Annotated in this window: 11 protein-coding genes; 4 read left to right on the top strand and 7 right to left on the bottom strand. The window is 63.5% G+C overall.

The features are described from left to right. Positions 1–9: 9 nt before the first annotated feature. From FBY10_RS10695 to FBY10_RS10705, 3 genes are all read right to left on the bottom strand, one after another. Positions 10–6,333, bottom strand: coding sequence for an Ig-like domain-containing protein (locus tag FBY10_RS10695; protein ID WP_145335697.1), 6,324 nt, complete (start codon positions 6,331–6,333; stop codon positions 10–12). 53 nt (positions 6,334–6,386) lie between these two features. Continuing rightward, positions 6,387–7,220: a sulfotransferase gene (locus FBY10_RS10700; RefSeq protein WP_131700491.1), complete on the bottom strand. Its 834-nt coding sequence runs from the start codon at positions 7,218–7,220 to the stop codon at positions 6,387–6,389. Between the two features lie 116 nt (positions 7,221–7,336). Continuing rightward, positions 7,337–8,941, bottom strand: coding sequence for a glycosyltransferase family 39 protein (locus FBY10_RS10705; protein WP_145335695.1), 1,605 nt, complete (start codon positions 8,939–8,941; stop codon positions 7,337–7,339). Between the two features lie 200 nt (positions 8,942–9,141). Between FBY10_RS10705 and FBY10_RS10710 the strand changes: the two genes are divergently transcribed. Together FBY10_RS10710 and FBY10_RS10715 are read left to right on the top strand one after the other, a co-directional pair. Continuing rightward, complete coding sequence (locus FBY10_RS10710) at positions 9,142–9,729, top strand: phage tail protein (RefSeq protein WP_131700489.1); 588 nt, start codon at positions 9,142–9,144, stop codon at positions 9,727–9,729. 55 nt (positions 9,730–9,784) lie between these two features. After that, positions 9,785–10,093 carry a hypothetical protein gene (locus FBY10_RS10715; RefSeq protein ID WP_131700488.1) on the top strand — a complete coding sequence of 103 codons (309 nt, stop codon included), beginning with the start codon at positions 9,785–9,787 and terminating at the stop codon, positions 10,091–10,093. Here FBY10_RS10715 and FBY10_RS10720 read toward each other — a convergent pair. From FBY10_RS10720 to FBY10_RS10735, 4 genes are read right to left on the bottom strand one after another with little or no spacing between them, the layout of a single operon-like run. Beyond that, positions 10,069–10,584 (bottom strand): GNAT family N-acetyltransferase, encoded by a 516-nt coding sequence (locus FBY10_RS10720; protein ID WP_145335693.1) that lies wholly within the window; start codon positions 10,582–10,584, stop codon positions 10,069–10,071. The two genes, FBY10_RS10715 and FBY10_RS10720, sit on opposite strands and share 25 nt — an antisense overlap. Positions 10,585–10,599: 15 nt before the next feature. Next, on the bottom strand, positions 10,600–12,699 hold the full coding sequence (locus FBY10_RS10725; protein WP_145335691.1) for an HlyD family efflux transporter periplasmic adaptor subunit: 2,100 nt from the start codon (positions 12,697–12,699) through the stop codon (positions 10,600–10,602). After that, positions 12,696–14,015, bottom strand: coding sequence for an efflux RND transporter periplasmic adaptor subunit (locus FBY10_RS10730; protein WP_145335689.1), 1,320 nt, complete (start codon positions 14,013–14,015; stop codon positions 12,696–12,698). The genes FBY10_RS10725 and FBY10_RS10730 overlap by 4 nt, the downstream gene beginning before the upstream one ends. Continuing rightward, entirely contained in the window at positions 14,012–14,731 is a 720-nt protein-coding gene (locus tag FBY10_RS10735; protein WP_371920971.1) for an efflux RND transporter periplasmic adaptor subunit, read from the bottom strand. The genes FBY10_RS10730 and FBY10_RS10735 overlap by 4 nt, the downstream gene beginning before the upstream one ends. A 220-nt stretch (positions 14,732–14,951) precedes the next feature. On the opposite strand from FBY10_RS10735, the gene FBY10_RS10740 reads away from it, so the two are divergent. Both FBY10_RS10740 and FBY10_RS10745 read left to right on the top strand, forming a co-directional pair. After that, a complete protein-coding gene (locus FBY10_RS10740; RefSeq protein WP_145335686.1) occupies positions 14,952–17,114 on the top strand; it encodes an outer membrane assembly lipoprotein YfiO in 2,163 nt (720 codons plus the stop codon). Next, a complete protein-coding gene (locus FBY10_RS10745) occupies positions 17,111–17,815 on the top strand; it encodes a DUF3142 domain-containing protein (RefSeq protein ID WP_131700482.1) in 705 nt (234 codons plus the stop codon). The genes FBY10_RS10740 and FBY10_RS10745 overlap by 4 nt, the downstream gene beginning before the upstream one ends. Positions 17,816–17,819 lie beyond the last annotated feature (4 nt).

Here is a 17,819-nt window from a genome sequence, read left to right on the forward strand (position 1 = left end):
TAGTTGTATTCAAGCCTGCATTTCGCTGATGCCGATCTGTTGCAGTGCGTGGGCCAGGTCGATTACCTGGCGATGTTGTTTGTCGTCGAGCTGTTGCAATTGCTGGCCAAGGGTCGGTGCACCAAAGACGCCGCGCAGGCCTTGGGCCGCCTCGCCGCCGCCCTTGATCGACTTGCTGTCGAACGCCTTGAAGCCGCTATCGTTGCCACCGGTGTCGCGGTTGAACAGGCCCGACAACGTGCTTGAGCCAAACACCCCGCCGTCGCCACCGCCGAAGCCGAGGAAACCACTGCCGCTGCCGTCGCCACTGCCATCGGTACTGAACACCTGGGCGATATAGCTGGGTGACGAGGCGCCGTCGTTGATGAAAATACGGCCGATCGGCGGCAGGCCTGCGCCCATTTCACGTTGTTCAAACAGCGGCGGAAAGCCGATGGGCGAACCCAGGTCGCCACTTGGGCGGCCGAAAATGATGGGCTGCAACGGCGGGTTCGGCGCGTCCTGGGGCGCAACCGGGTCGGTGACGCGAAACAGCGGGTCGCCGGTCAGTGCAAGGGTGTTGACCCCGAAGTTATCGGAGTTGGCAAAACCGCTGCCGGCGTTGCCAGCCAGGTCAGCCACCAGGCTGGTGTCGAGGGTGATGAAATTACTCGGGTCGTTGATATTCGCCGTCGGCGTCAGGGTCGCGGTCCAGGTCTTGCCGCCATCGCTGGTGGCCAGATTGGACAAGGTGCCGTTGGCGACGCTGAGGTCATCCAGGTCGAAACCGGTGACTTTCTCGCTGAAGGTGAAGGTCACGGTGGTGGTCTGGCCAACTGTCAGGCTGGGGTCAGCTAGGCTGATGGTCGCAGTAGGCCGCTCCCCATCAATCGCAAAGTTGTTGGAAATTACGATTCCGCTGCCGACGTTACCCGCTGCATCATTCACCAGACTGGTATCCATTACGATCAGGTTGGTGGCATCGCTGATGGCCGCCGTCGGCGTCAAGGTGGCGGTCCAGGTTTTACCGCCATCGCTGCTGGCCAGGTTGGACAACACAGCATTGGCCACGCTCAGGTCCGACAGATCAAAACCGCTGACCGCTTCACTGAAGCCGATGGTCACCGTGGTGGTCTGCCCGATGCCCAGGTTGTTGTCAGCCACGGAGATCGTCGCGGTTGGGCGCTGGGTGTCTATCGTGAAATTGTTGGAGTCGGTGGTGGCGACACCTGCGTTGCCGGAGACATTGCTCACGCCGGCATTGTCCAACGTGATCACGTTGCTGGCATCGGAAATACTCGCGCTCGGCGTGAACATGGCCGTCCAGGTGATGCCGCCGTCGGAGGACGACACGTTGCTCAGCGTGCCATTGCTGACGGCCAGGTCGCTGTTGTCGAAACCGCTCACCGCTTCGCTGAAGGTGATGGTTACCAGCGAGGCTTCACCGATGTTCAGCGATGTATCGGCGACCACGATGGTTGCCGTCGGCACCTGCGTATCGATGCTGTAGTTGGCGCCATCGGTGGTACCGGTTCCGGTATTGCCCGCCGCGTCACTCACGCCGGTGTTGTCCAGGGTAATCAGGTTGGTGGTGTCCCGCACACCGAGGGTCGGGGTGAAGACTGCGGTCCAGGTCACGCCGCCGTCGCTGCTGCTGACAGTGCTCAGGGTACCGTTGGCAACGCTGAGGTCATCGTTGCTGAAACCGCTCACGGCCTCGCTGAAGGTAATGGTCACCAACGAGGTTTCGCCGACACTCAGGTTGGAATCGGCCAGCACGATCGTTGCGGTTGGGCGCTGGGTATCCAGCGCGTAATTGTTGGAATCGGTGGTGCCAACGTTGGCGTTGCCGGCCAAGTCAACGACGCTTCCACTGTTAAGCGTGATGACGTTGCTGGTGTCGGTGACGCCATTGGTCGGCGTAAAGGCCGCCGTCCAGGTGATGCCGCCGTCACTGCTGCTCAGCCCCGAAACCACACCGTTGGCGACGGTCAGGTCAGCACTGGTGAACGCCGTCACGGCCTCGCTGAAGGTAATGGTCACCAGTGAGGTCTCGCCGACGGCAATGACGGTGTCGGCCACGACGATGGTCGCGGTCGGCCGCACCGTGTCGACGGCGTAGTTGTTCGAATCGGTGGTGCCCACGCCTGCGTTGCCTGCGCCGTTGACCAAGCCGGTATTGTCCAGGGTGATCACGTTGCTGGTGTCGGAAATACTGGAGCTCGGTGTGAACGTGGCGGTCCAGGTGACGCCGCCGTCGGTGCTGCTCATGGTGCCGAGTGTGCCGTTGCTGACGGTCAGGTCCGCATTGTCGAACCCGCTGACCGCCGAGTTGAAGGTCACCGTGACCAACGATGTCTCGCCAATACTCAGCGTGGTATCGGCGATGACGATGGTCGCCGTCGGCACGTTGGTGTCGACCTGGTAGTTATTGGAGCTGGTGGTGCCGGTACCTGTGTTGCCCGCAGCATCATTGATGCCGGTATTGTTCAGGGTAATCACATTGGACGTGTCGCTGACACCGAGGGCCGGTGTGAAGGTGGCAGTCCAGGTGACACCACCATCACTGCTGCTGACCGCGCTCAACGTGCCGTTGGCCACGCTCAGGTCCGAATTGTCGAAACCGTTGACCGCCTCGGAGAACGTAATGGTCACCAGCGAGGTTTCGCCGACGCTCAACGCGTTGTCAGCCACCACGATGGTCGCGGTGGGGCGTTGGGTGTCGACGGCATAATTGTTGGAGTCGGTGGTGCCGCTGCCGACGTTGCCCGCCCCATCCACGACGCCGGTGTTACTGAGGGTGATCAGGTTAGTGGCATCGCTGGTGCCGACGCTTGGGGTGAAGGTCGCGGTGTAGGTGATGTTGTCGCTGGTGCTCAAGCCGCTGAGGCTGCCGTTGGCGACGGTCAGGTCGGCCAGGGTGAAACCGGTCACCGCCTCGTTGAAGGTGATAGTGACCAAGGACGTTTCGCCGATGCTCAGCGCGTTGTCGGCCACCACAATGGTCGCGGTCGGGCGCAGGGTATCAATGGCGTAGTTGTTGGAGTCGGTGGTGCCGCTGCCAGCGTTGCCCGCCGCGTCACTCACGCCAGTGTTGTCCAGGGTGATGAGGTTGCTGGCATCGCTGGTATTGGCGCTCGGCGTGAGCGTGCCGGTCCAGGTGATACCGCCGTCGCCGCTGCTCAGGCCGGTAAGCGTGCCGTTGGCGACCGTCAGGTCGGCGCTGGTAAAACCTGTCACCGCTTCGCTGAAGGTGATGGTCACCAGCGAGGTTTCTCCGACGCTCAAAGCGTTGTCGGCCACCACAATGGTAGCGCTGGGGCGCTGGGTGTCGACGGCGTAGTTGTTGGAGCTGGTGGTACCACTGCCAGCATTACCGGCCGCGTCCGCCACGCCGGTATTGGCCAGGGTGATCAGGTTGGTGGCATCGCTGGTGCTGGCACTCGGCGTGAGGGTCGCGGTCCAGGTGATCCCACCGTCGCTGCTGCTAAGCCCGCTCAGGGAGCCACTGACAACGGCCAGGTCCGCCAGGGTGAAGCCGGTCACGGCCTCGTTGAAGGTGATAGTGACCAAGGACGTTTCGCCGATCTTCAGCGCGGTGTCGGCCACTACGATGGTGGCGGTTGGGCGCTGCGTATCGACGGCGTAGTTGTTGGAGTCGGTGGTGCCGCTGCCAGCGTTGCCCGCCGCGTCACTCACGCCAGTGTTATCCAGGGTGATCAGGTTGCTGGTGTCGCTGATACTGGCGCTCGGCGTGAGCGTCGCGGTCCAGGTAATGCCGCCATCGCTGCTGCTCAGCCCACTCAACACGCCATTGGCAACGCTCAGGTCGGCGAGGGTGAAACCACTCACGGCCTCGGTGAAGGTGATGGTCACCCCGGAGGTTTCACCGATGCGCAGCGCGGTGTCGCTCACCACGACAGTGGCGGTGGGGCGTTGTGTGTCGATGGCGTAGTTGTTGGAGTTGGTTGTCCCCACGCCAGCGTTGCCATTGAGGTCCGACACACCCGTGTTATTGAGGACAACGAGATTCGTCGCATCGGTGATCACCGCGTCCGGCGTCAGCGTGGCCGTCCAGGTGATACCACCGTCACTGCTGCTCAGGCCCGTGAGAGAGCCATTGGCCACGGTCAGGTCGGCGGTGGTGAAACCGCTCACCGCTTCGCTGAAGGTAATGGTCACCAGGCTGGTTTCACCGATCCTGAGGGCCGTGTCGGCGATCACGATGGATGCGGTCGGCGCCACGGTATCGTTGACCACATAATTGTTCGAGTCGGTGGTGCCCACGCCGGCATTGCCGGCCAAGTCGGCCACGCCGGTGTTGTTCAGGGTGATGATATTGGTGGTGTCAGCGATGTTGCTGGCCGCGGTCAACGTTCCCGTCCAAGTAATTCCGCCGTCGCCAGTGGTCAAGGTGCCGACGCTGCCGTTCTGCACCGTCAGGTCTGCCGCAGTGAGGCCGGTCACGGCTTCGGAGAAGGTGATGGTCACCAACGACGTACCGCCGGAGTTCAGGCTGGTATTGGCGACCACGACGGTCGCTGTGGGTGGCGTCTCGTCCGGCACATAGTTGGTGTCGAGGGTGCCGCCATCACTGTAGATGTTGGCCACCGACGCAGGCGAAACACCCGCAGTGCCCGCACTTGTGCCCCCCACGCCACTGCCGCCGACGTTGCTGACGCTGCCGGCCAGGGCAGCGAAGTTGGCTGCGGTCATCAGGATCGAACCTTTGTTCCAGATGGCACCGACACCGACGCCGCCCGCTCCGCCCGCTTGCAAGTAGCCACCACCCGCGCCGCCACCGCCACCGCCGCCGCCCGCGCCGACGTTGTTGGAGATGACCGTGTTGCCGATGATCCGCAGGGTCGCGCCAGTGTCGTTGTAGATCCCCCCCACCGCGCCGCCGCCAGCGCCGCCGATGTCGTTGTACCCGTCACCGCCGCCGCCGCCGCCAATGGACAATCCGCCACTGACCGCGCTACCGCCAGCCGAACCGGTGCTGTAGCCCGGATACGCCGCGCCGCCCGCACCACCGGTGGTGGAACCGCCACGCCCGCCGATGTTGAAGAAGCCACCGCCTGCACCGCCTTGCCCCGCCGAGCCGTTGGAGCCCGTGGAGTTGAGCGTATCGCCCCCCCTGCCACCGGTACCTCCGGTGATCGCGCCACCACCACCACCGCCGCCACCGGCGTACTGCGGCGTTACACCCCCACCGCCGCCACCGCCCGAAGCGGCGTTGGCGGTCACCGTGACGTTTTTCAGGGTCAAGGTGCCGGCGTTGTAAATACCGCCGCCCTGGGACACCAGCGCACCATCACCGCCGTTACCGCCATCGCCCGCCTTCATCCCCCGGGTAATCACCAGGCCATCAAGCGTGGCCGTGGTGCCGGACGTCACGTTCATGATCTGGGTGCGGTACTGGCCGTCGAGGGTCACGTCAGCAACGTTGTCGTTATTGAGGTCACCGTCGATGGTGATGTTTTTATCGACCACCAGCACCGACGTCAGCCCGATGGTCATGCCGGCATTGAAGGTGACGATGTCGCCGTTCTGTGCAGACGCCAAGGCGGCGCGCAGGGAGCCCACGCCGCTATTGAAATTGTTGGTGGCCGTCCAAGTGGCCAGGCCCCATTGATACTCGCTCATGGCGCTGGCCGACAACACGTTGGCACTTTCGATATTGCCTGTGGCGATTTCCAGGTCCCAGTCGCCACCCAGGCCGGTGCGGTCGTTTGACCCCGCCACGTCGCGGCCGGTCAACTGCGCTAATGAATCGACCAGGCTCAAGCCACGCTCGCCTTCGGCGGTGTAGCAGCCATAGATCAGGATGTCGCCACCGACGTTCATGTCCTGGCCGATCTGCGCCAGTACCTCGCTGCGGGTCTGGACGTTATCCGCCGACAGGTAACTGTTGCCAAGCCACAAATCGCCGGCGTTACCGTGGGCGATGATCTGCACCGAGCTGACGCCCTGGTGGCTGTCCAGGTAATCGGCGATCTGCTGCAAACCGTCCTTGGTCGCATCCAGTTGTATCACCTGGGTACCGGGCGCCACGCCCTCGAGCAGGCTGGCGGAATCCTTGACTCGGGAGTCGACGAACAGCACGCTTTTACCCGGCACCGCCGCGTGGGTCGCATCGACCTGGCCCTGGGGCGCGTGAGTGTCCGCCGGCTGATCCGCCGTGGGGGTCTTGACCGCCTCGGCCGTGGGCTGGGCATCCGGCTGCGCGGCATCGGCCACGGTTGCCGCCACCGCACCGTCGAACAGCATTCGCGGCTCCAGGAACATGATCATTGGCGATGCCAGGGCGTGTGCACCCTCGGTTACCCGCGATTTGCCTTTGCTCCACCACATGACGATCACCTGAACTCGAACGCTTTGAACACGCAAAAAAAGAAAAGCCGCAATCAGTTGATCGCGGCGTCGGTTTTCATACGAATGACATTGGCCGCACTGGCAGACCCATCGCGCCAGAACGACAATGCGGCATACTTTTCAAACAGGTCCGGCGGTAACAGGGTTCGCCGGGCTTGTGGGGCGACCTTGGGCTTGACCTTGTGCAGGCCGGTAAGCCCCAGCGCCTGGTCAAAGGCCGGCGCGTCGTAGGTCAGGTGGTTGAAATCATGTTCGAACCACGCTTCACCGATGAACTCATACACCAGCCGCATCACGCGCTCCGGGGCCTGGCTCAACAAGTCGTAATCGACGATCAGCAACGACTCGGCGTTCTCGCCGTAATAAGCCTCTTTGAGCGCCGTCCAGGCAAAGCCCACCAAGCGATTGCGCTGGGCCAGGGTTTCGCAACGGCTGTAGACGGTGTTGCGCTCGTCATCGTCGTTGAACAGTTTGGTGTTCTCGAACGGATTGGCGCGGAACAGGCGTTCAAGGCTGTCCAAGACCCACGCCACGTTGCGCACACAGGCGATTACCTTGGCCTGGGGGAATAGGTCATGCAGTGCGGGCATCCGCGCACACCACTGGCGGTTGGTGTCGAACACCACCGGGGTGGAGGTTTTATCCGCGTAATAAGCGTCGAACAAACCGCGCAACAAACGGCGGCGAGTGATGGCATCGATCACCGAGCCGAACTCGCTGCCAGCGCTGCATTGCGCCAGAACCCCGTTGAACAAAGGGCTCACCGGGCTGCTCATGCCGGCGTGGAAACGCGGGTTCTGCAGCAGGATCGCAGAAAGCAGGGTCGAGCCGGAACGCGGCAAACCCGAGATAAAGTGATACTGCATCCGTTCACCACTTTGTAGGACAACATCCATTTGTCGTCGAAGAGTAGCTGAGGATTGCACGCACCACTAGGACGCAGTTGCCACTATTTTGACATTCCTTTCATAACGAATGGGTATTAGCGGCAACCTTCCGGGCGCAAGGGCGCTGGCCCTCGGCATAGCACGTAGAGACGCGCCCTCGCCCCGCCGCCGTCTTGTTGGCTGATCAGTCGCCAATCCGCCGGCAGCGGCGCAAATTCGTCCGGTTGTTCGTTGCTGCTGATCAGCCAGACACGCCGGGTATCGGCCGGCAAATCCGACAAGCGGTCGAGGTAGATGCGCCCACCGTCCTGGTCCACCAGGGTGCCAAAGCCGTAGGCATTCGGCCGGGTTGGCGTGCCATCGGCCTTGGGCGGGGTGTAGAGCTGCAACTGGGCGTCGGTCTGGTCGTAATACACGTAGCTGAGGTACCACAGCATGTCGCTGAGGACGATGCGGTCGTCTTCCTGGTAGTTGCGATTGACGAACTCCACTGGCCCGTTGAACTGGTCATGTTCATCCACCGTAAAGTTATTCTTCAACCCCAGCAGTTCCACACCGACCAACAGCACGAACAACGCCGCACCCGGCAAAGACAGGCGCGAGGGCAAGCGGTCGATGGCTATCGCCACCAGAATCGGCAACCCCAGGGCGTATACGGTGAGGTAACGCTCGATAAACACCGGGGAGATAAACGACACGCCGTAGACCAGTAACAGCGGCAACAGGAAGAACAGCGCCAACAGGCTGGCCGGACGATAACGCTCGCGATCACGCCAGGCCGTAACACCGACCACGCCCAGCAGCAGCAACGGGAACAGCCAGAACAGCGGCGCCCAAATGCCCAGGCCCTCATCCTGGAGCAGGAACTGCCAGATCATCGACGGCACGGAGAGCAGGCTGACCGGTTCTTCCCAGCCTACATCGCCGCCCACCTTGAGTTCATCGAAATGCTGCACCAGGCCCAGCAGGTTCGGCAGCCAAGGCAGGTACAACAGCACGATGGTCACGTTGGCCAGCCACCACTGCCGACGCAGAATCAAGCGCTCGCCAGGCCGCTGGGACGTGCACAGCACGCCCAGCCACGCCCAATGCACCAGCACGCACAACGCGGTGAAGTAGTGGGTGTAGAAACCGGCGGCCATCAGCAACACATAGGCCACCAGGCAGCGACTGCGTTCGGGCTGACGCACCCAATACACCAGCGCCAGCGTGGCGGCCAGCAGCCACACGCCAAGCAGCGAATACATCCGCACTTCCTGGCTGTAGCGCACCGCCGTGGGCATCAGCGCCAGCAGTACGCCGGCCAATACGGCGGCACGCTGGGTCGACAGCTGGCGTGTCAGCCAGACGCCAAGCCCCACAACCACCACGCCGGGCAGCGCACTCATGCTGCGTATGGACCAGATCCCGTCGCCAAACAGTTCGATCCAGCCACGCAGCATGAAAAAATACAGGGGTGGATGCACATCGTGCGCGGCGTGAAACCACAGGTCGCCCACGGCGTATTCGCTCAGCAGCAGGCTGGAGCCTTCGTCGCCCCAGATCGCCGCCGCCGTCAGGCCATAAAAACGCAGGGCCATGGCCAGCGCCAGAATCGGAAACCACCATAGCCGGCTCAGCCATCCGGCACCTGCCCAAGCGCCGTTGTAAGCGGCAACGGCCGCAACCTTTTCGTCTTGCTCTACCACAGACCGTCGCACCTCAATTCCCTTGCCATTGCTTGTTTCCAAGGCAAAACCCGTGCATGCACAAACAGTCGCCACTCTAGGTCAAAAGCCTCCGATTCGCTCGCTGTTTCGAAAGCAGCAGGCAGCGAACAAAAGCGGCGTCTACGCTCTGCGGTGACGCCCGGTCGATTGGCGTCACACCCCCGTAAAGCCCACACAAGGATGAACGATTCATGGAAGTATTCATCGGCACCATCCAACCCTTCGCGTTTAATTTCGCCCCACGAGACTGGGCCTTGTGCGCCGGTCAGACCCTTTCACTCAGCCAGTTCCAAACGCTGTTCGCCCTGATAGGCGTCACCTACGGCGGCGATGGCGTGCAAACGTTCAAGCTGCCTGACCTGCAAGGTCGGCTACCTATCGGCCAAGGCAACGGTACAGCGCTGTCGCCGCGGGTCATGGGCGAATTCGCCGGCACCGAAAGCATCACGGCCACCCTGGCCAACCTGCCCGCCCACACCCACGATGCAACGACCCTCGCCATCAGCACCTCGGTGCAACTGACCAGCGTCACCAGCAACCCAGTGAACGTGCCCACCGCCACCAACGCGTTTATCGGTGCTTCCGGCACAGGACCGGGCAGTGCCTCGATCTACTCCGACCAACAGGGTGTCAACCCGGTACCGCTCAAGGGCGTCGCCTCCACGGTGACGGGAACCATCGCGCCCACGGGCCAAGGCCTGCCCATGGGGTCGATGAATCCGTTCCTGGCGATCAACTTCAGCATTGCCCTGAACGGGATCTTTCCATCACGCAGCTGACACCTGCACGTGGCCGAGGCTTGCAGGCCTCGGCCCTTCTGACGCGGAGCTCCCTATGTTGAACCTGGTCACCCCTGAGCATTTTCGGCCGTTGCTGAATCGTACGAGCGTGCTGTACCTGCCCGATGGTTCGGCGCTGCCGATCCAGATCCAGCGCTTGGACGATGCGCCGCAAGCGAGCATGCCGGGCAGCCCTCGCGGGGCGTTCAGTGTGTTGCTCAACAGCCTGGAACCTACCGACTTCGTCGATGGCCTGTGCCGTTTGCCACTGACGGACACCTGCCTGGAACACGTGTTTGTGTCCCGCGAGCCCGCCATGGGCCGTGACGCGCAGCGCGGTTATTTCTGCATCGTGTTCAACTGAGACGGGTACCACACCAAGCGCTGAGCGGCAGGCGTCTCTTCCTCCACCCGGAACCCCAGCGCCAGGTAATGCTGGCGCGCGTGGGGGTTACTCGCCCAGACCACCGTGGCCACCGGGCAACACACCTGTTGTGCGGCTTGCTGCACGCCCTGCAGCACTGCCCGGCCAAAGCCCCGGCCTCGGGCGGCGGGGATAAACGCCAGGTACAACACGCGGATCTCATTAGGCCCGAAGTCGGCACTCAAGGCGCCGATGGGGGTATCGAGTTTATCGATCACGTAATGCAGCGCACCCGGAAAGTGCTCGCCCATACCGCGCTCCTGAACCTGAAACTGCTGGGCGATCACCTCTTCCACCAGGGCCTGCTCACCATCGATCCACTGCAAGTCCGCGCGTGCCGAGCGGTAAAGCCTGTGCAAAAACGGCTCGTCGGTACTGCGTGACGGGCGCACCGAGAGGCCCTGCGCCAAAGCGCCTTCCTTGTTTAACATCGCGTTCAACTCCTGTCAGAACCCGCTTTCCCTAACGCCCAGTGCTGCGGCCCGTCGCCAGGCCACACCCAGCACCGACTCGCTGCGCCCTTGCAACACCACCACACCGCGCAGCGGCTGATGGGGTGTCGGGATCGGTTGCACACTCTTCAAGCGAGCGCCGTATTGGGCCTGTACCGGCTCCGGGCGTTGGTTTTCGTCACGGCGCACGGCGATCGGCCCATGGTGGTCGGAGGTCAGCGCCTCTTGATCCAGGTAGGCCACGCCATTGGCGTCGATGTCGGTCAATTCCACAGCGATGGCGGCGTGCATCGGATCATCGGCGATAAAACGCCCGGTCGCCCCCGGCGCCACGCGCCACAACTCGGCTTCGGCCACATAGCCGCGCAGGCGTGCGCCATCTTCCACCACCCGCGCCAGTGCATCCTTGGGGGACAGCCAGCGGCCCACGCTCAACTGCGGCAGCACATCGCGCACGATGCCCGCATGGGGCGCCCGCAACAGCAGGCGCTCACGCTGGGCGGCCAGGCCACGGTACTCGGCCAGCGCCTGGGACAGTCGCTGGTCGTTGATGCCTGCGTCCGCCGCCGTTTCGATGCGCCCTGCCTGGCGGCGCATCTGCAACTGCAGGATCTCCACTTCGCGGCGCACGATACTTTGCCGCGCATCGAGGTCGGGGGATTCCAGCTCAATCAGCACCTGGCCCTGGGTCACCGCTTGCCCATCGACGACCTTCAGCCCCTTGACCCGCGCCGCCACCGGCGCATGCAGCGCACTGGCGCGTCCCGCCTCGAGCATCGTCGGCAGTTCCACGGCGCTGCGCCATGGCACCACCAGCGCCAGCAGGATCAACAGTAACCCCAGGCCGGTCAGCAGCACCCGCGGTGCATAGGCCTGGCTGCGCCGGCTCCACCATTCGCGCCATTCCTTGAAGATCGGCAGGAAGATGAACCACACCAACTCCACCAGCATCAGGAAGATCCCGAGTAATTTGAAAAACAGGTGGTACACCGCCAAGGCGATCCCCAGGAACAACGCCGCTCGCCACAACCACGCCAGGTAGCCCCACCACAGCAGGCGTCGCTGCATCGTCGGCGACCAGGGCTCCGGCGCCGGCTCGCTGTAGCCGAACAGCCACTCACGTAGGCGCCAGCGGCACAGGGCGAAGGCGCGGCCTTGCAGGTTATCGACACCCCATAAGTCGCTGATCAAAAAGTAACCATCAAAGCGCATGAACGGGTTGAGGTTGATCGCCAAGGTGGTCAGCCATGTGGCACTGGCCAACATGAACGCCGCCGTACGGGCGGGACCGTCCGGCAACAGCGACCAGGCCAGCAGGGCAACACAGGCCAGTAACAACTCGGCCATCACCCCGCCCGCGCCGATCATCAGGCGAGAGCGGCGATCATTGACGCGCCAGGCGTCGCTCACATCGGTGTAGAACATCGGCAGCATCACCATGAACGCCACGCCCATGCTCTGTACCCGGCAGCCGGCGCGCTTGGCCATGAACGCATGGCCGAACTCATGGCACAGCTTGGCGAAAAACAACGCGGTGCCAAAGGCCAGGGCGCCCCCCAGGCTGAACAGGTGCGGGAAGGTCGCCAGGAACCGCTGCCAATCCCGCGCGACCAGAAACACGCCGAGCCCCAGGATGATCGGCAAACCATAGCGCAACAGACCCGGCCCGAAGCGCGCCAGCCACGGCCATGCCCGGTTGAGAAAAGCGTCCGGACGCCACAGCGGGATGCGGAAAAACAGGTATTGGTGCAGCAGGACTTTCCCCAGGCTTTTTTTCTGCGCGGCGGCTTTAGACAGGTAGCTGGCCCGTTGTTCGGGGTCGAGGGCGGCGATCAGGTCGTGGGCGCGCAGAAAACTCAGCAACTCATCCACCTCGCTGCCACCCAAGGGCAGGCCCGGCTCACAGTTGGCGGCTTGCAGGACTTTTTCCGGGTCGCCCAATGCCCAGTGGCGCAACAGGCGGATGGCGGTCGCGCCGAGCTTGAAATAGCGCCCGCGTACCGGGTCGGCCAGGGTCCAGCGCGGCGAACCATCCAGGGCGGCGCCGGCGCTGGACAGTTGCAGGTCCTCACGCAGCTTGGGCAGGCTCGTCACAGGCCCACACTCTGGCGCAGGCCCGCCAGCGGTCGGCGCAACAGGTACAGGGCCAGCGGCGCACGTTCGCCAAAGATCTTCGCGGTACCGCGCAGGCCAATACGCGGCGGCGCTTCATCGAACTGCGCGTCCAGACGATAGGCCAGTTGCCCGCCCGGAGTGGGCTGGGCCTCGTAGGCGGCGCGTTGCAGGGTGGCGAGATGGCGCTGCAACGGGTCGCTGTCGAGGAACAGCGCGACCTCGGCGTTCGGCTCCAGCGCAATCGCATCGCCCACCGCCAGCTCAATGCGCAACTCAGCCTGGGCGGGGTCGGCGATCTGCAACAGGCGCTCGCCGGTCTGCACCGGTTTGCCGGTCCAGCGTTCGGCGTCGGCGAATACCGCGATACCGTCGCGTTCGGCGCGCACTTCGCTGCGCTTGAGCAACTCGCGGGCATAGTCACGTTCGGCACGTTTTTGCTCGACCCGCGCGGCCAGCAGGTCGATGCGCGAACTGGATTCGGGATCGGCAAAGGCACGTTGGGCATTGGCTTTGAGTTCCGCTTCGGCCACGCCCAGGGCGCGCGCCGCCACATCGGCCTGAGCCGTGAGGGTGGTGCTTTCAAAGCGCAGCAGTAGGTCGCCGGTCTTGACGACCTGGTTGGGTTTGACCAGGAATTCGGCAATCACCCCGTCCAATGGCGCTGCCACCACCTGCCCGGCCAGCGGCACCACTTCGGCCGGCGCCAATACCGATTGGCGCACCGGGATCAGCAGCGCGAGCAACAGCGCAACCCCGACCAGCACCTGGCGCTTGCGGATCAGGCGCAGCCGCCACGGCTGGCGCGGTTGCAGGGCGAGCCAGGCATGGCTGCAGGTATCGCCCCACTGCGCCAGCAACACCTGCTCGGCAGGGTTCCACGGGGTGTCCCGCGCCAGCCACAAACCACCGAACACACGGCCTTGCGGGTCAATCAAGGGCAGCCAGAACACATGGCCGGCGGAGAGGCTTTGCCAGTCGGCCTGCACCTGGGCGCTCAATTGCTCGGCCGGTACCACCCGTGCGGCCTGGCTCAGCGCCTGCTTGTGTAATTGCGCCACAGCCTGCTCGACAAAAGCCACAAACGGCGCATTCGGGTCGACACTGCTCACCGCCGTCACCGCCCGCACTTTGCCGGCGATCAGCAGCGCCGCATGGCGATAGCCGAACAACGGCTGGCCGTCGTTGACCAGGCTGTAGGCCAACTGCTCGGTGGTTCGGGCGGCACGAGTCTGGTGCTCAAGCGCCAAAAACTGGGCGAATACCCGCTCGGTATTGCCCGGCATCGGGGCGTTCATTGCAGTTGCGCGAAGTGGGCAGTACCGCTCATGCCCGCCATCAATCCGGTGGCATTGGTCACACTGGCAACCAGCAAGAGCGTCTGGCTACCTTCATCGATGCGTGCGCCGAGACGTTTGACGGTGGCGTTGAATGCCTGGCCGGTTTCATCCGGGGTAAAGCTGAAGGTCTGGCCGGGCTTGAGCTTACCCATCCAGCGAGACGGCACCAGCAGGTGGATTTCCAGGCTGCGGTTATCGACGATTTCCAGCAGCGGCGCGCCGGCCGAAACGCTTTCATAACGCTGGACTTTGCGCTGCACCACCTGGCCGTCATACGGCGCCAATACGCTGCAGCGCTTGACCTGCACCTGGTAGACCTGAGACTGGGCCTGGGTTTCGGTGAGCTTGGCTTCGGCGCGGGCCACCTCGAAACGCCCGACGGAATTCAGTGCAGCCAATTGCTTGTTATGGGCCAGCTCTTCACCGGCACCGCGGCTGGCCGCCGATGCGGCGTTGAGCTGGGCCTGGTAGGCCGAACAATCGAAGCGCGCCAGGGTGTCACCCTTCTTGAATGACTCGCCTTCGCTGAACGGTAAGTCGACGATGCGTCCGGACAATTCGCTGGCCAGCATCGCCTGGTCGCGGGCGCGCAATACGCCACGGGCCTCGCCAGCGGTCCCAGCATCGACTGACGGCGGGGAATGGTCCAGCAACGGCTCCTCTGCCATAGCCATCTGCGCCACACCCAACAGACAGGAAAAACCCAACGCCCAGCTACGCAACTGCTCCATACATCACTACTCCCTGTGGTAGCCGGCAGTCTAGGTCAGTGCAGTTAAATTGCCACTCACCATAATCGGAGAATTCCGTTTTTTGTGTAGGTCTTCACCCCAGATCTTTTATCGTTCGAGCTATGATTGCCGCCCTCCAAGGCCCCAGGATCAAGGACACGTCATGCGCATCGGTTTTCTCTCTCCCGTGGCACTGGCCCTGCTGGCCGGTATTTCCCAGCAGGCCCAGGCCAGCTCCGACGATTCGTGCTACCCCGACTGGCGTGTCTCGCGTGACAGCCTGGACCCTTGCAACAACGTGCCGTTCCTGAGCCCAGGCAATGACAGCCGGGTCAACCTGCGCCTGTTGCTGGCCGACAAAAAGGCCGCGCCGTTGGCGCCCAAGGCGTTGAGCGAAGATGACCTGGCCCAGGGGTTCGGCCCGGTGCCGTTCCCGGTGTATCGCCTGGCCGCTGCCTCCAGCGCCCAGACTGAGCCCGACTCGGACGATTCGCCTACCGCCGAACTCGACACCCTGCTGACGCCCCTGGGCATCAAGCGCGAGGCGTACAAAACCGCCGGCGAAGCGTTCCTCAATGGCGAAGGCAGCCGCTGCCGCAGCAACGACGATGACAGCGCCACGGCGTTTATCCGCCAAGTGGTCAAGGCCGATATGCCGGCGGCCGAGCGCACGCTGCTGGCGAAGGCGCGGCTGCAACTGCTCACCACCTGCACCTGGGATGGCCCGGTGATCGCCGAGGCGCAGCAGATCCAGTCAGCTGACGGCCAACTGTTTCGCACCTACCTGCAAGCCGCCGCCGATTTCTACAGCGGCCGCTTCGCCGAGGCCGCGCAAGGCTTTGCTGGCGTCGGCAGTGCCCAGTCGTCGTGGCTGAAGGAAACCGCGCTGTACATGACCGCCCGCACAGCGCTCAACCAGGCCCAGGCCGACACCTATGACGAAGACGGCATGCCGCACCTGGACCGTGTGGATAAGCCCGCACTGGCCACGGCCGAGCAGGGCTTCAACGCCTACCTGAAGACTTATCCACAGGGCGAATACGCGGCCTCGGCCCACGGTCTGCTGCGCCGGGTGTACTGGCTGGCCGACGACAACACCCAGCTCGCCGACGCGTTCGCCTGGGCACTGACGGCCACCGACGAGCAGCGCAATGTGTCTGAGGATGAGCTGGTAGAAGAAGCTGACCTCAAGCTGTTGATGGTCAACAGCGATACCGTCAAGACCCCGATGATCCAGCTCGTCAGCGACCTGATGGTGATGCGCGGCGGCAACCAGCCGGCCATCAGCCGCGCAGACCTTGAGAAGCAAAAGGCCGTGTTCGCCAGCGAGCCAGAGCTCTATGAGTACTTGCTGGCCGTGTGCGCGCTGTATATCGAGCATCAACCGGACGCCGCCTTGAAGCAGTTGCCGCAGAGCGTGCCGTCGAACCTGAACTATTTTGCCTTCAGCCAACAGACCCTGCGCGCCCTGGCACTGGAAGCCAAGCAGGACTGGAAAGGCGCCGAGGCCCTGTGGCTGCAGCTGTTGCCACTGGCAAAACTGCCGCTGCAACGCGACCAGTTGGAGTTGGCCCTGGCCATGAACTACGAGCGCAGCGGCCAGTTGGCCAAGGTGTTCGCCAGCGATTCGCCGATCAGCGCCAAACAAGTGCGCTACATCCTGCTGCGCAACGTCGCCGGGCCTGAATTGCTGCGCCAGCAGATCGCCCAGGCCAGCGATCCGTTGGAGCGCCAGACGGCGCAATTCGTGCTGCTCTACAAAGACCTGCTGCACGGCCAGTTCGCCACGTTCGCCGAGGACCTCAAGCAACTGCCGGCCCAGGCCCCCGAGGACAAGCTGGGCACCAGCCTGGGTTATGTCTACAGCGCCAGCCAGACGCTTAAGCTGTTCCAGTGGAACGGCGACAAGGCCGAATCCGGCTACGCCTGCCCGAGCATCGCGCAAACCGCCGCGACCTTGCAGACCGACGCGAAGAACCCCCAGGCCCTGAACTGCTTCGGCGAATTCATCCTGCGCAACGGCCTGGACGGCATGCCCCTGGAACAAGCCCGTGCCGCCGGCAGCCTGGGCAGCAGCGCATCGGACTTCAAGGGTGAAACCTTCTCGCGGCTCGACGGTTACAAGCAGGTCATCGCCAACGCCAAGGCGCCAAAAAACGACAAGGCCTACGCCTTGTTTCGCGCCATCAACTGCTACGCGCCGGCCGGCTACAACAGCTGCGGCGGCCAGGACGTCGAGCCCGCCGTGCGCAAAGCCTGGTTCCGCCAACTGAAAAGTGGTTTCGCCGACACCCAGTGGGGCAAATCGCTGCAGTACTACTGGTGAAACACCTGTGGCTGGGCGTGCTGTTGCTGGCAAGCCCGGCATTCGGTGCCGTCGATGCCCGCGACTATGACGCCTTCTGGCTGTGGAGCGGCGTCACTCCGCAGCCGGTACTCAAGCAGGCCAAGACCTTGTACATCCTCCAGGGCCAGATCAACGCCACCCGCCGCGCGCCCCAGCGTGGTGTGCAACTGATCGCCCAAGGCATCAGCGTGCCGCGCCTCACCCGAGGCGAGGTCTGGGTGGTCTACCGCGCCCACACCCTGCACTGGCCCGAACAGGTCTACACCCAATTGCTCGGCCAGGTACAACGCTGGCGCGACGCAGGCAACCCGGTGGTCGGCATCCAGATCGACTTCGACGCCCGCACCCAATACCTGCACGAGTACGCCGACTTCCTGCGCGACCTGCGCCAGCGCCTGCCGGCCGATCTGAAACTGAGCATCACCGGCCTGATGGACTGGAGCAGCAACGCCGATCCCACCGCCATCGCCCAGCTCAAGGGCGTGGTGGATGAAGTGGTGGTACAGACGTATCAGGGCCGCCAGAGCATTCCGGATTACGCGGCGTATCTGCCACGGATGAACCGGATGGGGCTGCCGTTCAAAATCGGTTTGATTCAGGGCGGGGAGTGGGAGGAGCCGGGGTATTTGCAGGAGAGTGAGTGGTTTCGGGGGTATGTGGTGTTTTTGCAAAACCGTTGACATG

Source organism: Pseudomonas sp. SJZ103 (assembly GCF_007828335.1).
Lineage (GTDB): Bacteria > Pseudomonadota > Gammaproteobacteria > Pseudomonadales > Pseudomonadaceae > Aquipseudomonas.